Genomic DNA, 16,312 nt, shown 5'->3' with positions numbered 1-16,312 from the left:
TAATGAGCAAAGAACTTCAACTTAAGGCATTCGAAAGGCTATTGATTATCATGGATGAACTTCGTGAGCAATGTCCTTGGGATAAAAAACAGACTCTACAAACTTTAAGACATCTTACAATCGAAGAAACTTATGAATTGGGAGATGCCATATTAGATAATGATTTGAATGAAGTAAAGAAAGAATTGGGAGATTTGTTGCTGCATATTGTTTTTTATGCAAAAATAGGTTCTGAAACCCATGATTTTGATATTGCTGATGTTTGTAATGAAATTTGTGATAAGTTAATTCATCGTCATCCCCATATTTATAGTGATACCGTAGTTAAAGATGAAGAAGAAGTAAAACAAAACTGGGAAAAACTAAAACTGAAAGAAGGTAAAAAATCAGTTCTGGAAGGGGTTCCAAGAAGTCTGCCGGCATTGGTAAAAGCAAGCCGAATTCAGGATAAAGTAAAAGGTGTAGGTTTTGATTGGGAAGAACCACATCAGGTCTGGGATAAAGTACAAGAAGAACTAGAAGAGCTGCAAGTAGAAGTGCAATCCGGAAATCAGGATAAAATTGAAGCCGAATTTGGAGATGTTTTATTTTCTATGATAAATTATGCCCGTTTTTTAAATGTAAATCCTGAAGATGCTTTAGAACGCACTAATAAAAAATTTATTAAGCGTTTTCAATATCTGGAAAGTAAAGCTGGGGAACTCGGTAAACCATTAATGGATATGACTCTCGCAGAAATGGATGTGTTCTGGAACGAAGCTAAAAAACTGTAATTATTCGGCCATTTTTTTTAATGCCTTAACGTTTTTAAGCATGATCTTTTTACCGACCAATTCAATCAAATCTAATTTATTAAAATCAGATAATAGTCTAATACAACTTTCTGTAGCAGTACCTATAATTCCGGCCAATTCTTCTCTCGTAAGTTGAACTTTCAAAGTTTTATCATCGTTTTCACCAAAAGCGTCATGCAAATGCAATAAAGTTTCAGCTAAACGTTGTTTTACGGTTTTTTGTACTAAAGCAATTTTGTCATTTTCAGATTCTTTTAAATCTTCACAGACAGATTGCATTAAGTTCATGGAGAACTGATTATTGTTATTGAAAAAATGCAAGATTTCAGTTTTAGGAATAAAACAAACTTCCATATCAGCAACCGCTTTTGCAGATAAATTTGCCGGTTCATTACTAATCATGGAACGTTGTCCTAAAAGTTCTCCTGACTGTACCAATTTCACAATCTGATCTTTTCCGTTGGCGCTTAATTTAGAGAGTTTTCCTACACCGTCTTTTATGCAAAAAACACCATTCGTGATTTCACCTTCTTCAAAAATAGATTCGCCTTTTTTTATTTTGTAGGTAGTTTTACTATTCGCCAATTTTACAACTTCGTCTTTATTAAGCGCTTTAAGAGATGAAAGTTGTCGTACGATGCATTGATCACATTTATTCATGGCAAAAATATTTGATGTAAAATTAACCATTATTCAGTTGATACAAGGTATTATCCTTAGAAAAAAACACACAAAAAAACTATTATTTCTGTTTGCCTCTTTTTATTTGCCTAAATTTAGAATCCGATTTCGTTATAATATGATAAATATCATTTTTATAATCTCTCCTTTTTTTAACATTTGCGGTATCAAAAAAACAAATTTATGAGTGAGCAGAATTGTTTTCATTGTGGGTTGGCCATTGTTAAAAATGAAGAAATCAATTTTGATGAAAAAAAGTTTTGTTGTACCGGATGTAAAACCGTTTACGAAATTTTTAGTCTTCATGATTTAACGTGCTACTATGATTTCGAAAAATCACCAGGTGCTACTCCGCAAGATATTCAGGGTAAATATGACTTTTTAGATAATGAGGCTATTTTGCCTAAATTGTTAGAATTTCAGGAAGGTAATACTTCGATAGTGTCATTGAATATTCCTCATATTCACTGTAGTTCTTGTATTTGGATTCTTGAAAATCTTAATAGAATTCAATCCGGAATAAGTGTTTCTCAAGTTAATTTTCCGGAAAAGAGAGTTAGAATTACCTTTAACTCAGATCTTGTTTCCTTAAAAACGATTGTTTATCTGTTAAGCTCAATAGGTTATGAACCTTATATTAGTTTAGAAAATTATGAAACGGGTAAAACAAATGTAGATAGAACTTTGACTTATAAGTTAGGAGTTGCATTTTTTTGTTTTGGAAATATTATGCTGTTATCTTTTCCTGAATATTTCGAAATCAAAGAATTCTGGCTGGATAATTACAAGCCTTTTTTTAGGATTTTAATTTTTGTTTTAGCCTTGCCTAGTTTTTTATATTCAGCAAGTGGTTATTATGTTTCTGCCTATAAAAGTATCAAATCGAAGATGCTTAATATCGATATACCAATTGCTTTAGGAATAATAGTAATGTTCGTTCGCAGTACTTTTGATATTGTAATGAATTATGGATCAGGATTTTTTGACAGTTTAACAGGTTTAGTTTTCTTCATGCTGCTTGGAAAAATGTTCCAAATTAAAACCTATAGTTTCTTAAGTTTTGAGAGAGACTTTAAATCTTATTTCCCTATTGCAGTCACCAGAATAAATTCAGATGCATCAGAAGAAAGTGTTCCTATTTATGATGTTCTAAAGGGTAATAGATTATTAATTAGAAATCAGGAGCTGATTCCTGTAGATGGTATTTTGATAACCGAAAAAGCCGAAATCGATTACAGTTTTGTAACCGGTGAAGCAGTTCCTGTTACTAAAAAATCAGGAGATAAAGTTTTTGCTGGCGGAAAACAAATTGGTAAAGTTATCGAAATGGAAGTATTACATTCGGTTTCACAAAGCTATCTGACACAGTTATGGAGTAATGAAATTTTCCAGAAAAAAGTACTTCAAAAACATAAGACGATTACAGATGCGATAAGTCATTATTTCACCCCTATATTATTACTGATTGCCTTTGCGGGTTTTGGATATTGGATCTTTATTGATGCCAATACAGCATTTAATGTTTTTACAGCCGTTCTAATAGTAGCCTGTCCATGCGCACTGGCACTTACAGCTCCGTTTACTTTTGGAAATATTTTAAGGATAATGGGCAAACAAAAAATGTATCTGAAAAATGCATTGGTAATAGAACAATTAGCAAAAGTTGACACTATTGTTTTTGATAAAACCGGAACAATTACGACCAACAGAAAATCTAATATTAGCTATGAGGGAAATATAATTTCTGATGAAAACTATATTCTGATAAAGAATGTACTACGTGGATCGAATCATCCTTTAAGCCGAATGTTATATGATTTTTTACAAGAATCTAAAAGAATAAAAATTGATGACTTTCAGGAGATAACAGGAAAAGGGATTCAGGCTTCTGTCGAAAATACGGTTATTAAAATAGGATCAGCAGCTTTTGTGGGTAATCCGGTTTTAGAGCAATCTGAGATTGAAAGAACTGCACTCCATATTAAAATTGATAATCAGTATTTAGGTAAATTCATTTTTCAGAATCAGTATAGGGAAGGTATCGAAAAGTTATTTTTGACCCTAAGTAAAAGATATACCATAAAAGTACTTTCAGGAGATAATGACGGAGAAAGAGATAATCTTGAAGCTATATTGCCAAAAGGAACAGAATTGATTTTTAATCAAAAGCCAGAGCAAAAACTTGATTTTATAAAAAACTTGCAGGATTATGGCAAAAATGTAATGATGGTAGGTGATGGGTTGAATGATGCAGGTGCTTTGGCACAAAGTAATGTTGGAATTTCAATCTCTGAAAACGTCAATGTTTTTTCTCCTGCATGCGACGCAATTTTAGATGCCTCAGAGTTTTCGCGATTAGATTATTTTCTAAAATTATCTCAGAAATCGATTTTAATAATCAAAATGAGTTTTGTTTTATCACTTCTTTATAACATAATAGGACTTTCATTTGCAGTCACTGGCAACCTGCTTCCGTTGGTAGCAGCGATTATTATGCCTTTAAGTACCATTACAATAGTGAGCTTTGTTACCTTAATGTCTAACTATTTCAGTAAGAGTAGTTTATAATGATTATGGATAATTTTGAAGGAATTTTTTTATATATTTAATAAATATCCTCAATCATGATAATTATCATATTTTAAAAGCCTGTAACATTCTAATTTTGTTAACATAAATTTAAGGTATGAGTGTCATTTATCTATTAATCTCAGTAAGTATTTTCGTCGCAATTTGTTTTTTTATCGCTTTCATAATTGCTGTCAAATCCGGACAGTACGATGATGACTATACTCCCTCCGTCAGAATGCTTTTTGATGATGAAACAAAAATTACTCCCCACAATAATAAATCAACAACAGAAGAAAAACAAGTATAATTATGGAAATGGAACAGTTTTATTACGACAACAAAATTGTAAAAAAGTTCATTTACGCCACTATCCTCTTTGGAGTAGTAGGTATGTTAGTAGGTCTGACCCTGGCGGTTATGTACCTTTTTCCCAACATCACAGATGGTATTTCGTGGCTTAGCTACGGTAGATTGCGACCTTTGCATACCAATGCTGTAATTTTTGCCTTTGTTGGTAATGCCTTTTTTGCGGGAATGTATTATTCTCTCCAGCGATTGCTAAAAGCCAGAATGTATAGTGATTTTTTAAGTAACTTACATTTTTGGGGATGGCAGCTTATTATTGTTGCTGCAGCAATTACATTGCCTCTTGGTTATACTTCATCAAAAGAATATGCAGAGCTAGAATGGCCTATTGATATCGCGATCGCTCTTATTTGGGTAGTTATGGGTATTAATATGATAGGAACAATGTTGCGCCGTAGAGAACGACATTTATATGTAGCGATTTGGTTTTATTTAGCCACATTTGTTACAGTTGCTGTTTTGCATATTTTTAATAATATAGAAATTCCGGTATCTGCCTTAAAAAGTTATTCCGTTTATGCCGGTGTTCAGGATGCCTTAGTACAATGGTGGTATGGTCATAATGCGGTTGCGTTTTTCCTGACAACTCCGTTTTTAGGATTAATGTATTACTTTATTCCAAAGGTTGCTAACCGTCCTATTTATTCTTATAGATTATCAATCATTCACTTTTGGTCCTTAATATTTATTTATATCTGGGCAGGACCACACCATTTGTTATATTCGGCTTTGCCAAACTGGGCACAAAATTTAGGTGTTGCATTTTCAGTAATGCTTATTGCTCCATCCTGGGGAGGTATGATTAACGGACTTCTTACTTTAAGAGGTGCGTGGGATAAAGTTCGTGAAGAACCAGTTTTAAAATTCTTTGTGGTAGCTATAACAGGTTACGGAATGGCGACTTTTGAAGGCCCAATGCTTTCTCTTAAAAATGTAAATGCTATCGCGCATTATACAGACTGGATTATTGCACACGTTCACGTAGGAGCTTTAGCCTGGAACGGATTTATGTCTTTTGGTATTATTTACTGGTTGATTCCAAGAATGACCAAGAGTACTTTATTCTCTAAAAAGTTAGCAAATTTCCATTTCTGGATTGGTACGTTAGGAATCATTTTATATACTGTACCAATGTATGTTGCAGGTTTTCAGCAAGCATCAATGTGGAAACAATTTAATCCGGATGGTACATTAACTTATGGTAACTTTCTGGAAACGGTAACTGCAATTATGCCATTATACTGGATGAGAGCAATTGGAGGTACTTTCTATTTAATAGGGATGTTTACTTTGGTTTATAATATTATAATGACTGTTAGAGCGGGTGAGACAATTGAAGATGAATTAGCTCAGGCTCCGGCTTTACAAAGAATAAGTACTGGTAGACTTAAAGGAGAAAAATTTCATACCTGGTTAGAAAGAAGACCAATTCAACTGACGATTTTAGCCACAATTGCTATTTTAATCGGTGGGGTTATTCAAATCGTTCCAACGATTATGGTCAAATCAAATATTCCAACAATCTCAAGCGTAAAACCTTATACACCGTTAGAACTTGAAGGACGTGATTTATATATTAGAGAAGGTTGTGTTGGTTGTCATTCACAATCGGTTCGTCCTTTTAGAAGTGAGGTAGAACGTTACGGGCCACAAGCAAAAGCAGGAGAGTTTGTTTATGATCACCCTTTCCTTTGGGGATCAAAACGTACAGGTCCGGATTTATTAAGAGTAGGCGGGAAGTATAATGACAATTGGCATTTTAACCACTTTTGGAATCCGCAAAGTATTTCTGCAGGTTCAATTATGCCAGGATACAAATGGTTATTTGATAATGAGCCAATGGATATTTCATTGACTCAAAAGAAAATGCAAGCTATGGTTACTCTTGGAGTTCCTTATACTGAAGCCGAAGTGGCAAATGCTCAAAAAACGTTAAGAGCTCAGGCTATCGCAATCGAAAAGAATTTAGAAAACGATCCTGATTTTGTGAAAAGTTATGAGGAAAGTAAGAAAAAAGCAGCTGCCAAAGGTGAAAAATTCACTCCAATGAACGAGAGAGAAATCGTTGCTTTGATTGCTTATATACAAAGACTTGGAACTGATATTAAAGTAAAAGAGACTTCTAAATAACAACATTATGTTTGAACAAATAAAACACAATATGGAGACAATTTCGGGTATTGAAGTATACCCGATACTTTCTCTCCTGATATTCTTTTTCTTTTTTGTAGGATTAGGTTTTTGGGTATTTACATATAGAAAAGAAAAGATTAAGGAAATGAGTGAAATACCTTTAGATGAAGGGCATAGTATAATTTCAAAAGATAATTAAAATGAAAAAGTTTTTCCCAGTATATGTAAGAGTACCGCTGATTTTCTTCATCGTATTTGGTTTAATGGAGTATTTTATAGATTCTGGTGACAGAGCTGCTTTTATAAAGTATCCTATGGTTTCAGTTTTTTTGTTTGTTTTTCTGTTTATTTTGATTGCCATCGAAATTACATTAAGTGCAGTTAATCGCATTATGTACCAACTGATGTCACCGGAAGAAAAGGCAAAACTTGAATATGAAAATAATTTGAGTTTAACAGAAAGTACCTGGTATAAAGATTTAATGCACAAACTTACCAAAACAGAACCTATAGAAAGAGAAGGAGACTTATTAATGGACCATGATTATGATGGAATCAAAGAGCTGGATAATAATTTACCGCCTTGGTGGGTGTATTTATTCTATATCTGTATTGTCTTTGGAGTAATTTATTTTGCGCGTTACGAAGTTTTTGGTGGAGATGATCAGGAAATGGAGCTTAAAAAAGAAATGGCCCAGGCAAAAATTGACGTCGATGAATACCTTAAAACTGCACCAGACTTAATGGATGAAAAAACGGTTGTTTTGCTTACTGATCCTGAAAATTTAGCTGCTGGTAAAGAAATATTCACAACCAATTGTGCGGCTTGTCACCGTGCAGATGCAGGCGGACAAATTGGCCCGAATCTTACTGATGATCGCTGGATTTTGGGTGGAGGAATCAAAAATCTTTTCCATACCATAACAAACGGAGGTAGAGACGGAAAAGGAATGATTGCCTGGAAAGGAACTTTAAAACCTAAAGAAATTCAGAAAGTAGCGAGTTATATTCTATCGTTACAAGGAAGTAATCCTAAAGATCCAAAAGAATCAGAAGGTGAAATTTGGGTAGACGAAAATGCCCCAACAAAAGATGCCACAGCAAGTACACCAGCAGATAGTACTGAAGTTAAAAAATAATTACAAAAAATCATGTCAAATTTACCAGACGAAGCTTTTAGAGATACCATTGGAACTATTGATGAAGGAGGTAACAGAAAATTTATTTTTCCTAAAAAACCGTCTGGTAAGTTCTATGAATATCGAAAAATAGTTAGTTATATATTATTAGCTATTTTAATTGCAAATCCATTTATAAAGGTAAACGGAAATCAATTCATGCTGTTTAATGTTATGGAACGGCGTTTTAATATTTTCGGATTTCCATTTTGGCCACAGGATTTTTATCTTTTTGTAATTTCAATGCTTGTTGGTATTGTTTTTATAATCTTATTTACCGTTGTATTTGGCAGAATTTTTTGCGGATGGATTTGTCCTCAGACCATCTTTTTAGAAATGGTTTTTCGTCGTATAGAATATTGGATTGATGGAGATCGTGGAGCGCAGTCAAGATTAGCAAGACAGGAATGGAATACAGAAAAAATAAGAAAGAGGCTGATCAAGTGGACCATCTTTTTCCTGATTTCATTTGGTATTGCAAATGTTTTTCTGGCTTATCTTGTAGGTAGTGATCAACTGTTTTTAATGGTGGAACAAGGACCAATTCAGCAATCAAGTAATTTTGTTGCCTTATTAATTTTTACCGGAGTTTTTTATTTTGTTTTTGTTTGGTTTCGGGAACAGGTTTGTATTATCGCTTGTCCTTACGGAAGGTTACAAGGCGTACTTTTAGATGATAAATCAATTAATGTAGCCTATGATTTTATTCGTGGAGAAAAAGAAGCAGGTCGTGCAAAATTTAATAAAAAAGAAGACAGGACAACAACTGGAAAAGGAGACTGTATTGACTGTCATCAGTGTGTTCATGTTTGCCCAATGGGAATTGATATTAGAAACGGAACACAGTTAGAATGTACGAATTGTACCGCTTGTATCGATGAATGTGATACCATTATGGAAAGTGTAGGTTTGCCTAAAGGTCTTATTCGATATGCATCTGAAGATGAAATCGTAAAAAAAGCTCCTTTTAAATTTACGGCGAGAATGAAAGGCTATACAGCTGTTCTATTCATTTTGTTAAGTGTTTTTGTTGGAATGTTATTTTTGAGAACCGAAGTTCAGGCTGTGGTTTTACGCTTACCGGGGCAACTCTTTCAACATAAAGGAGATATGATCAGTAATGTTTATACTTATAAAATTGTAAACAAAACAATAAAAGATTATCATGATATTCATTTTGAATTAATTGATCAAAAAGGGAATATCAGAAATGTTGGGAAACAGCATTTTAAAGTTTTAAAAGAGGGAATTTCACAAGGAACCTTATTTATAGAAATTGATCAGGCTCTACTTGAAAGTGATAAAACCAAAGTTGAAATTGGAGTTTATAACGGTAAAGAATTGCTCGAAACTACTACAACTAATTTTTTAGGACCACGAAGTTTTAATTAAAAAATAGAATATTATGAAAATAAATTGGGGAACCGGAATCGTCATTGCATTTGCATTGTTTATGACTTTTATTTTATATTTTGTTTTTCAGGTACAATCAAATAGTAAGTACGACAATGACTTAGTTGTTGAAGAATACTATAAACACGATTCGCATTTTCAGGATGAAATGGCCCGAATTCAGAATGCTCATGATTTGCAGCAAAAACCTTCTATAATTTATACTGAAAATGGAGTAAAAATAGCTTTTCCTGCAACTTTTGAAAATGATAAAGTAAAAGGGAATGTATTATTGTACCGACCTTCAAACAAGAAATTTGATTTTGATACGAAAATAGCGTTAACAAATTCATCCTTGATTATTCCACAAAAGAAATTGATTAAAGGACGCTGGGATGTTAATATGGAATGGGAATATAAAGGAACAAAATACCTTTCTAAAGAGATTATTTACGTAAATTAAATTATACGTTAAAAAATATTTTTATGCCACAGATCATCAGGATTTTTTAAGGCCATTTTTTTAAAAATCATTTTTTGCTTAATCTGTGGCAAATAGAAAAAAACGATAAGTAATGTTATACTCCGCTTTTATATTGGGTTTAATTAGTAGTTTGCACTGTATTGGAATGTGTGGTCCGATTGCTATGATGTTACCTGTAGATCACCAAAATGAAGCTAAGAAAATTAGTCAAATTGTTACTTATCATTTAGGAAGATTGACTGCATATGCTACTATCGGGCTTATTTTTGGATTAGTGGGAAGAGGTTTTTTTCTGGCTGGATTACAACAAAAAATGTCTATTTTTATTGGTTTAGCAATGATTGTTGCCGTTTTGATTCCTGAAAAAGTTTTTTCGAAATATAATTTTTCAAAACCGGTTTATAAAGTTATTTCAAGAGTAAAATCAGGTTTAGGAAATCAGTTTAAAAAGAAAACTTATAAATCACTTTTTACAATAGGATTATTAAATGGCTTTTTGCCGTGCGGAATGGTTTATGTCGCTCTATTTGGTGCAATTGCCATGCAAAGTGCAGAATATGGAGTTTTATATATGATACTTTTCGGATTAGGAACTGTACCATTAATGACAATTGTTGTTTATATACATTCATTAATAAAATTACCTTTCAGAAATAAAATCCAAAAGGCAATTCCGTATTTCGCAGTAGTGATTGGTGTATTATTTATCCTTCGAGGACTTGGTTTAGGGATTCCTTATATTTCTCCGTCAAATATGAGTTTGTTTGTTCAGCAAACTCCAAATTGTCATTAAACTGTCATTGAGAATAAGTTGGTTTCCGGTGATTTTCTTTTTAGATGTAAATCAAACGCCATACAAATGTTTCGAACAAAAGGTCTTCCCGCTTCGGTAATTTTAATTTTGTTTTTTTCTACTATAATCAATTGATCTTTTTCTATTTCTTTCAAATTTTCTAATACATCTGTAATTTCCTCAAAATATAATTCATTGTCCCAGGAAGTTTCAAATTCACATGTTAAGTTTAATATGTGTTTTCTAATAATTAAATCCTCATTGGTTAGAATATGACCTTTTACGACAGGCAATCTGTCTTGTTCTAACAATTGATAATATTCTTCGATGCTTTTTGTATTTTGAGCAAAGCTATACCAGCTATCGCTAATAGACGAAACGCCCAAACCAATCATAAGCTGCGTTTTTGAAGCACTATAACCCATGAAATTTCGATGTAATTCCTTATTCGCTGTTGCTTTATATAAACTGTCAGATACTAAAGCAAAGTGATCCATTCCTATTTCCTGATAACCATTTTTAGAAAGCATTTGTTTTCCGGTTTCATATAGTTTTCGTTTTTCGGAATCTTTAGGGAGGTTTTCTTCATTAAATCCGCGTTGACCGTTTCCTTTTATCCATGGTACATGTGCATAGCTATAAAATGCCAGACGATCCGGTTTTAAAGAGTTTGTTTTTTCGACAGTATCAATTACGTTTTCAATTGTTTGAAAAGGCAGACCAAATATGATATCATGGCCAATAGAGGTATATCCAATTTCCTTTGCCCAGAAAGTTACTTTTGCAACATTATGGAAAGGCTGGATTCTATGAATTGCTTTTTGAACTTTTTCTGCATAATCCTGAACTCCAAAGCTCACTCGGCGAAAGCCCAGATCATAAAATTTTTTAAGTTGTACATATGTAGTGTTATTAGGATGACCTTCAAAACTAAATTCATAATTAGCGGCTTTCTCAGCTTTAGAAAGTATGCCATTTATAAGCATTTCCAAATTATTTACAGAAAAAAAAGTAGGAGTTCCTCCGCCTAAATGTATCTCTTTTATTATTGGTTTTTCTGATAATAAATTACAATATAGATTCCATTCTTTAAGTAGAGCTGTGATATAGGTTTCTTCAACTGAATGATTTTTTGTAATTCGTTTGTTGCAGCCACAAAAAGTGCACATGCTTTCACAAAATGGTAAATGGATGTATAGACTAATTCCGTTTTGAGAATTGCTTTCTGAAAATGCTTTCTGAAAAGACGTTATCCATTTTTGATTTGTGAAATCGCTGTCGTTCCAATAGGGAACTGTTGGATAACTCGTATATCTGGGACCTGGGACATTGTACTTTTGAGTCAGTGAGATTTTCATAAAGTCGGATTTTGTTTATTTCAAAATTAGAATTTACGGACTGTATATAAAATGACAAATATCATGTATTAACCAAAAAAAAGAGACTCACTAGGAGCCTCTTTTCTGAATTAAATAACTAACGTGAAATAGAATCTTGGATGATTTTAAGCCATTTTTTAGCAAACTGATGATCTTGATAGACACTTATCTGTTTAATGCGGTCATCATCAAAATCATAGAATGGAATTATAATTTTTTTAGAAGTTTCTTTCTCCTGAAATTCAAAATCAATTTTTACAATGGTATCTGAAGGTCCTTCTGTTGTTGTAACTAATTTGCACGATGAAACACTTTTTAAATCTAAAAAAGTAGATTCTTGTTGATTTGGATTAAAATTCATTAGAATAAATCTTCGGTTTTTTTGATCTATTGTAAGCGTTTTATTGTTCTGAGATTCAGTTAAATCGAAATCCTCTGGATGTGTTGGACTGAATTTCTTTTTTATGTTTAAGATTTTTGATTTGTTTGCAGCGCTTGTTCTTGCTGAAAAATAGACAGGAATGGCTACTATGATTGCGATCACAATACCAATTATAGTTACACTTGTTTCCATTGTGTTTTTTAAAATTTGATAAATTATTATGAAATATGGCGCCATTTCCAGAATAGAAAATGAGCCGTCTTGTTTAGGAAAAGGATATTTTCCTCATTAATATATCATAAATTGTCTACCAAAAAAAATGGAAAGGATAGAGCATTAGAAGTACCTTTTTGCTCTGTGCTGCAAATTGATTTGCAAAATTTGAGGTTGATTTTACAGCTTTATGCTGAGGTAATACCATTAATAAAGAATCAAACCATTTACTTAATATAGATGGATTGGTTTTGATATTGGCTGCAAATTGATAACTTGCTTGTGGTTGGATAAAAGCTAATGAATCAGCTTGATCGATAGAAAAATTCGTATCCGTTTTTTGACTATCCGTTATTTGAATAACAGAATCGTTTGCCTGAACAGCAAAAAAAGCAATTATCAAAAGTGATACAAAAATAACAGTTTTACGAATCCAATTCATGGTGGCGAATTTAACTCATAAAATACAATTAAAGAAATTTTAAAGAATTAATTAACTTTTAAAAGTACTGTTATTGTTTATCCTCAATATTTCATTGTAAGAATTATTGAGGATAAAGAAATGTTATTGTTGCATTTTGAAATAATAATCAGCTGAATGTTTTCCGCTTCCATAAAATAAAAAGAAAACACAAACCAATAGGATTACTATTGCCAAAATTAAACTTTCAGAGTGCATATGTCCCATAAAATTGATGAGAATTGCTCCAAATAGTATAGGTAATTGAGCAGCAATTGCCCAACGTGTGAGTAATCCAAAAACAATCATAATTCCTCCAATCATGTGGGCTGGAGCGATGTAATGTAAAAGAAACATTCCGCCGCCAAATTGATCAATTGGAGAGATTAAATCATGTAAATACTGAACGTTTGTTACAAATGAAACTCCCTTCATAAATAAAAAAACACCCAAAACAATACGTACTAAATCTACAGGTAAATAAGTGTGCGAATTTGCCCATTTATTTAAGCTTTTTACATTTTCCATGATACTACGTGATTAAAAATTACATATAAAGTTAGTAAATTTTAATGATAAATTTAATTTTAAGTATCTGAATATAAGTTTTTTATATTTATTTAACGTGTTTTAAAATCTTAAACCTGTATTACACCTAAATTAAAAGCTTTTTGAATGGGAGCATGATTAGCAGCTTCAATTCCCATAGAAATCCAGGTACGGGTGTCTAAAGGATCAATAATAGCATCTGTCCATAATCTTGATGCGGCATAATAAGGTGAAGTTTGCTCATCGTATCGTGCTTTTATTTTATTAAACAATTCAGCTTCTTTTGCTTCATCTACAATTTCTCCTTTTGCTTTAAGTGAAGAAGCTTCGATCTGTGCTAAAACTTTTGCAGCCTGAGTTCCTCCCATAACAGCAAGTTCTGCACTTGGCCAGGCAAAAATTAATCTTGGATCATAGGCTTTTCCGCACATGGCATAGTTTCCTGCTCCATATGAGTTTCCTACTATTACTGTAAATTTAGGAACAACCGAATTGCTGACAGCATTCACCATTTTAGCACCATCTTTTATGATTCCGCCATGTTCAGATTTTGATCCTACCATAAAACCGGTGACATCCTGTACAAATACCAACGGAATTTTTTTCTGGTTGCAATTGGCAATAAATCGGGTTGCTTTATCAGCACTATCAGAATAAATAACCCCGCCAAACTGCATTTCGCCTTTTTTGGTTTTAACTACTTTTCTTTGGTTGGCCACAATTCCTACTGCCCAGCCATCAATTCTGGCGTAACCGGTAATAATAGTTTGCCCATAACCATCCTTATAAGCTTCAAACTCAGAATTATCAACCAAACGATTGACAATTTCCATCATATCATATTGTTCGTTTCTGGCTTTAGGTAAAATTCCGTAGATATCTTTGGGTTCTAAGGCCGGTTTTTCAGACTTAATTCTGTTATATCCTGCCTTATCATAGTCACCAATTTTGTCTACAATATTTTTTATTTTATCTAGAGCATCTTTATCATCTTTAGCCTTATAATCTGTCACACCTGAAATTTCACAATGTGTTGTAGCTCCACCCAAGGTTTCATTATCAATCGTTTCGCCAATTGCTGCTTTTACGAGATAACTTCCTGCAAGAAAAATACTTCCTGTTTTATCAACAATCAGAGCTTCATCGCTCATAATAGGTAAATAAGCACCACCGGCAACACAACTGCCCATAACGGCTGCGATTTGGGTGATTCCCATACTGCTCATTTGTGCATTATTTCTAAAGATCCTGCCAAAATGTTCTTTATCCGGAAAAATTTCATCTTGTAATGGTAAATAAACCCCTGCGCTATCAACTAAATAAATAATGGGCAATCTGTTTTCCATTGCAATTTCCTGAGCGCGAAGGTTTTTCTTTCCGGTAATAGGAAACCAGGCACCAGCTTTTACCGTAGCATCATTGGCAACAACAATACATTGTTTGCCTCTTATGTATCCTATTTTAATAACAACTCCTCCAGATGGGCAACCGCCATGTTCAGCATACATTCCGTCTCCTACAAATCCTCCAATCTCAATACTTTTTGCACCTTCATCCAGCAAATAAGCGATACGTTCTCGGGCTGTCATTTTGCCTTCGGCATGTAATTTTTCAATTCTTTTTTCGCCGCCTCCTAATTTTACTTTGGCAAATCTTTGTTTTAAGTCAGAAAGTAATAGTTTATTGTGATCTTCGTTTTTATTGAAGTTTAAATCCATGATATATTGTGGTTTTTACAAAATAGTGTTGGCTAATTTACAAAATCAATTGAAATTCACATAATAAAATATAAAGTCATATTGAATTAAAATAGGTTTCTAAATAAAAAAATATTCACTTCGCCAAGTAGTAAAGATCAAATTAAATTTTAATTGATTTTGTCAGAAACAAAAAAAACAGAAGCACGCTTCTGTTTTATAATATTGTTGATTGTATTTTATTTTTTAGAATCGCAAACCATTCGTTTTAAGATTGCCCATTGTTTCAAGGCGTCACGAGCTTCAACAGCAGGATATCCTAACATCGTTTTTCCGGCAGGAATATCACCAACTACGCCAGAACCTGCACCAACAATAGCGCCATCGCCAATTGTGGTATGGTCTTTTATAGAAGCACTTCCGCCAATGATAACGCCATTTCCTAGTGTTACAGAACCCGCTAAACCACTATTTCCGGCCATAATACAAAATTTACCTAATTTACTATTATGCCCTATCTGAACTAAATTATCAATTTTACATCCGTCACCAAGAATAGTTGAACTGAATTTTCCGCGATCAACACATGTATTAGCACCAATTTCGACTCCGTTTCCTATGATTACATTTCCAATTTGTGGAATCTTTACTAAGCCTTTTTCACTGCAAGGTCGAAAACCAAAACCATCAGCACCAATAGTTGCGTTTGGGTGAATGATACAATCGTTACCTATATGACAACGTTCGCGAACAACAGCTCCTGACCAGATGATAGTATTTTTACCAATAGTACATTCGTCTAGAATAGTAACGTTTGGGTATATGGTTACGTTTGCACCAATTTCAACTTTTGGACCAATATAGCAACCTGCACCAATTCTTGCACCTTCACCAATAATAGCAGTTTCGTCAACGTTTGCTGATTTATGAATGTTGTTTCTGAATATTGGAGTAGGAGGGGCAAAAAGAGCTAAAATTTGGGACATAGCCAAATCTGCATTTTTCACCTTTATAAAAGCACGGTTTTCTCCAGGTTCAATTGAAATGTCTTCGTTAACAACTGCAACCGAAGCTTTTGATCCTTCCCAGAATTTTTCATATTTTTTATTTCCTATAAATGAAATTTCTGAAGTAGTAGCTTTTTCTAATTGCTCTGTTGCAGTAATGCTCTGAGAAGTGGTGCCATAAATTTCACCTTTTATAACTTCGTTAATTTCTTGAATTGAATAGGATTTCATCG

General features: G+C 33.1%; 16 protein-coding genes. 9 read left to right on the top strand and 7 right to left on the bottom strand.

Features of this window, described 5'->3' with window-relative positions:
* Nucleotides 1-2 precede the first annotated feature (2 nt).
* Nucleotides 3-773: a nucleoside triphosphate pyrophosphohydrolase gene (mazG, locus tag RC62_RS20160; protein WP_055098125.1), complete on the top strand. Its 771-nt coding sequence runs from the start codon at nt 3-5 to the stop codon at nt 771-773.
* Here the strand turns inward: mazG and RC62_RS20155 are convergent, their stop codons facing one another.
* Nucleotides 774-1,454: a Crp/Fnr family transcriptional regulator gene (locus tag RC62_RS20155; RefSeq protein WP_055098593.1), complete on the bottom strand. Its 681-nt coding sequence runs from the start codon at nt 1,452-1,454 to the stop codon at nt 774-776.
* A 204-nt stretch (nt 1,455-1,658) separates the two neighbouring features.
* Here RC62_RS20155 and RC62_RS20145 point away from each other — a divergent pair, with 204 nt between their 5' ends.
* The 8 genes from RC62_RS20145 (at nt 1,659) to RC62_RS20110 (ending at nt 10,392) form a co-directional block, all read left to right on the top strand.
* The gene (locus tag RC62_RS20145) at nt 1,659-4,043 is read left to right on the top strand and encodes a heavy metal translocating P-type ATPase (RefSeq protein WP_055098123.1); all 2,385 of its coding nucleotides are present in this window, start codon (nt 1,659-1,661) and stop codon (nt 4,041-4,043) included.
* Nucleotides 4,044-4,161: 118 nt separating this feature from the next.
* Complete coding sequence (ccoS, locus tag RC62_RS20140; RefSeq protein WP_055098122.1) at nt 4,162-4,353, top strand: cbb3-type cytochrome oxidase assembly protein CcoS; 192 nt, start codon at nt 4,162-4,164, stop codon at nt 4,351-4,353.
* Between the two features lie 2 nt (nt 4,354-4,355).
* The gene (gene ccoN / locus RC62_RS20135; RefSeq protein ID WP_055098121.1) at nt 4,356-6,542 is read left to right on the top strand and encodes a cytochrome-c oxidase, cbb3-type subunit I; all 2,187 of its coding nucleotides are present in this window, start codon (nt 4,356-4,358) and stop codon (nt 6,540-6,542) included.
* Nucleotides 6,543-6,549: 7 nt separating this feature from the next.
* Complete coding sequence (locus tag RC62_RS20130; protein WP_055098120.1) at nt 6,550-6,744, top strand: cytochrome c oxidase subunit IV; 195 nt, start codon at nt 6,550-6,552, stop codon at nt 6,742-6,744.
* 1 nt (nt 6,745) lies between these two features.
* Nucleotides 6,746-7,684: a cbb3-type cytochrome c oxidase N-terminal domain-containing protein gene (locus RC62_RS20125; RefSeq protein ID WP_055098119.1), complete on the top strand. Its 939-nt coding sequence runs from the start codon at nt 6,746-6,748 to the stop codon at nt 7,682-7,684.
* Between the two features lie 12 nt (nt 7,685-7,696).
* Complete coding sequence (gene ccoG, locus RC62_RS20120; RefSeq protein WP_055098118.1) at nt 7,697-9,115, top strand: cytochrome c oxidase accessory protein CcoG; 1,419 nt, start codon at nt 7,697-7,699, stop codon at nt 9,113-9,115.
* A 13-nt stretch (nt 9,116-9,128) separates the two neighbouring features.
* Nucleotides 9,129-9,578 (top strand): FixH family protein, encoded by a 450-nt coding sequence (locus RC62_RS20115; RefSeq protein WP_055098117.1) that lies wholly within the window; start codon nt 9,129-9,131, stop codon nt 9,576-9,578.
* Nucleotides 9,579-9,690: 112 nt separating this feature from the next.
* Complete coding sequence (locus RC62_RS20110) at nt 9,691-10,392, top strand: sulfite exporter TauE/SafE family protein (RefSeq protein WP_055098116.1); 702 nt, start codon at nt 9,691-9,693, stop codon at nt 10,390-10,392.
* On the opposite strand, the gene hemN is transcribed toward RC62_RS20110, so the two are convergent.
* The 6 genes from hemN to lpxD all read right to left on the bottom strand — a co-directional run bounded on the left by hemN (nt 10,389) and on the right by lpxD (nt 16,310).
* The gene (hemN, locus tag RC62_RS20105) at nt 10,389-11,750 is read right to left on the bottom strand and encodes an oxygen-independent coproporphyrinogen III oxidase (RefSeq protein ID WP_055098115.1); all 1,362 of its coding nucleotides are present in this window, start codon (nt 11,748-11,750) and stop codon (nt 10,389-10,391) included. The genes RC62_RS20110 and hemN overlap by 4 nt on opposite strands.
* 118 nt (nt 11,751-11,868) lie before the next feature.
* The gene (locus RC62_RS20100; protein WP_055098592.1) at nt 11,869-12,345 is read right to left on the bottom strand and encodes a hypothetical protein; all 477 of its coding nucleotides are present in this window, start codon (nt 12,343-12,345) and stop codon (nt 11,869-11,871) included.
* A 115-nt stretch (nt 12,346-12,460) separates the two neighbouring features.
* Nucleotides 12,461-12,808 (bottom strand): hypothetical protein, encoded by a 348-nt coding sequence (locus tag RC62_RS20095; protein WP_055098114.1) that lies wholly within the window; start codon nt 12,806-12,808, stop codon nt 12,461-12,463.
* A 123-nt stretch (nt 12,809-12,931) separates the two neighbouring features.
* Complete coding sequence (locus tag RC62_RS20090; protein ID WP_055098113.1) at nt 12,932-13,354, bottom strand: DoxX family protein; 423 nt, start codon at nt 13,352-13,354, stop codon at nt 12,932-12,934.
* Between the two features lie 110 nt (nt 13,355-13,464).
* Entirely contained in the window at nt 13,465-15,093 is a 1,629-nt protein-coding gene (locus tag RC62_RS20085; RefSeq protein WP_055098112.1) for an acyl-CoA carboxylase subunit beta, read from the bottom strand.
* A 218-nt stretch (nt 15,094-15,311) separates the two neighbouring features.
* Nucleotides 15,312-16,310 (bottom strand): UDP-3-O-(3-hydroxymyristoyl)glucosamine N-acyltransferase, encoded by a 999-nt coding sequence (lpxD, locus tag RC62_RS20080; protein WP_055098111.1) that lies wholly within the window; start codon nt 16,308-16,310, stop codon nt 15,312-15,314.
* Between the last annotated feature and the right edge of the window lie 2 nt (nt 16,311-16,312).

The organism is Flavobacterium aquidurense, from assembly GCF_001404985.1.
In the GTDB taxonomy this organism is placed as follows: Bacteria; Bacteroidota; Bacteroidia; order Flavobacteriales; family Flavobacteriaceae; genus Flavobacterium; species Flavobacterium aquidurense_B.
This window is presented reverse-complemented; position numbering and strand designations above follow the sequence as displayed.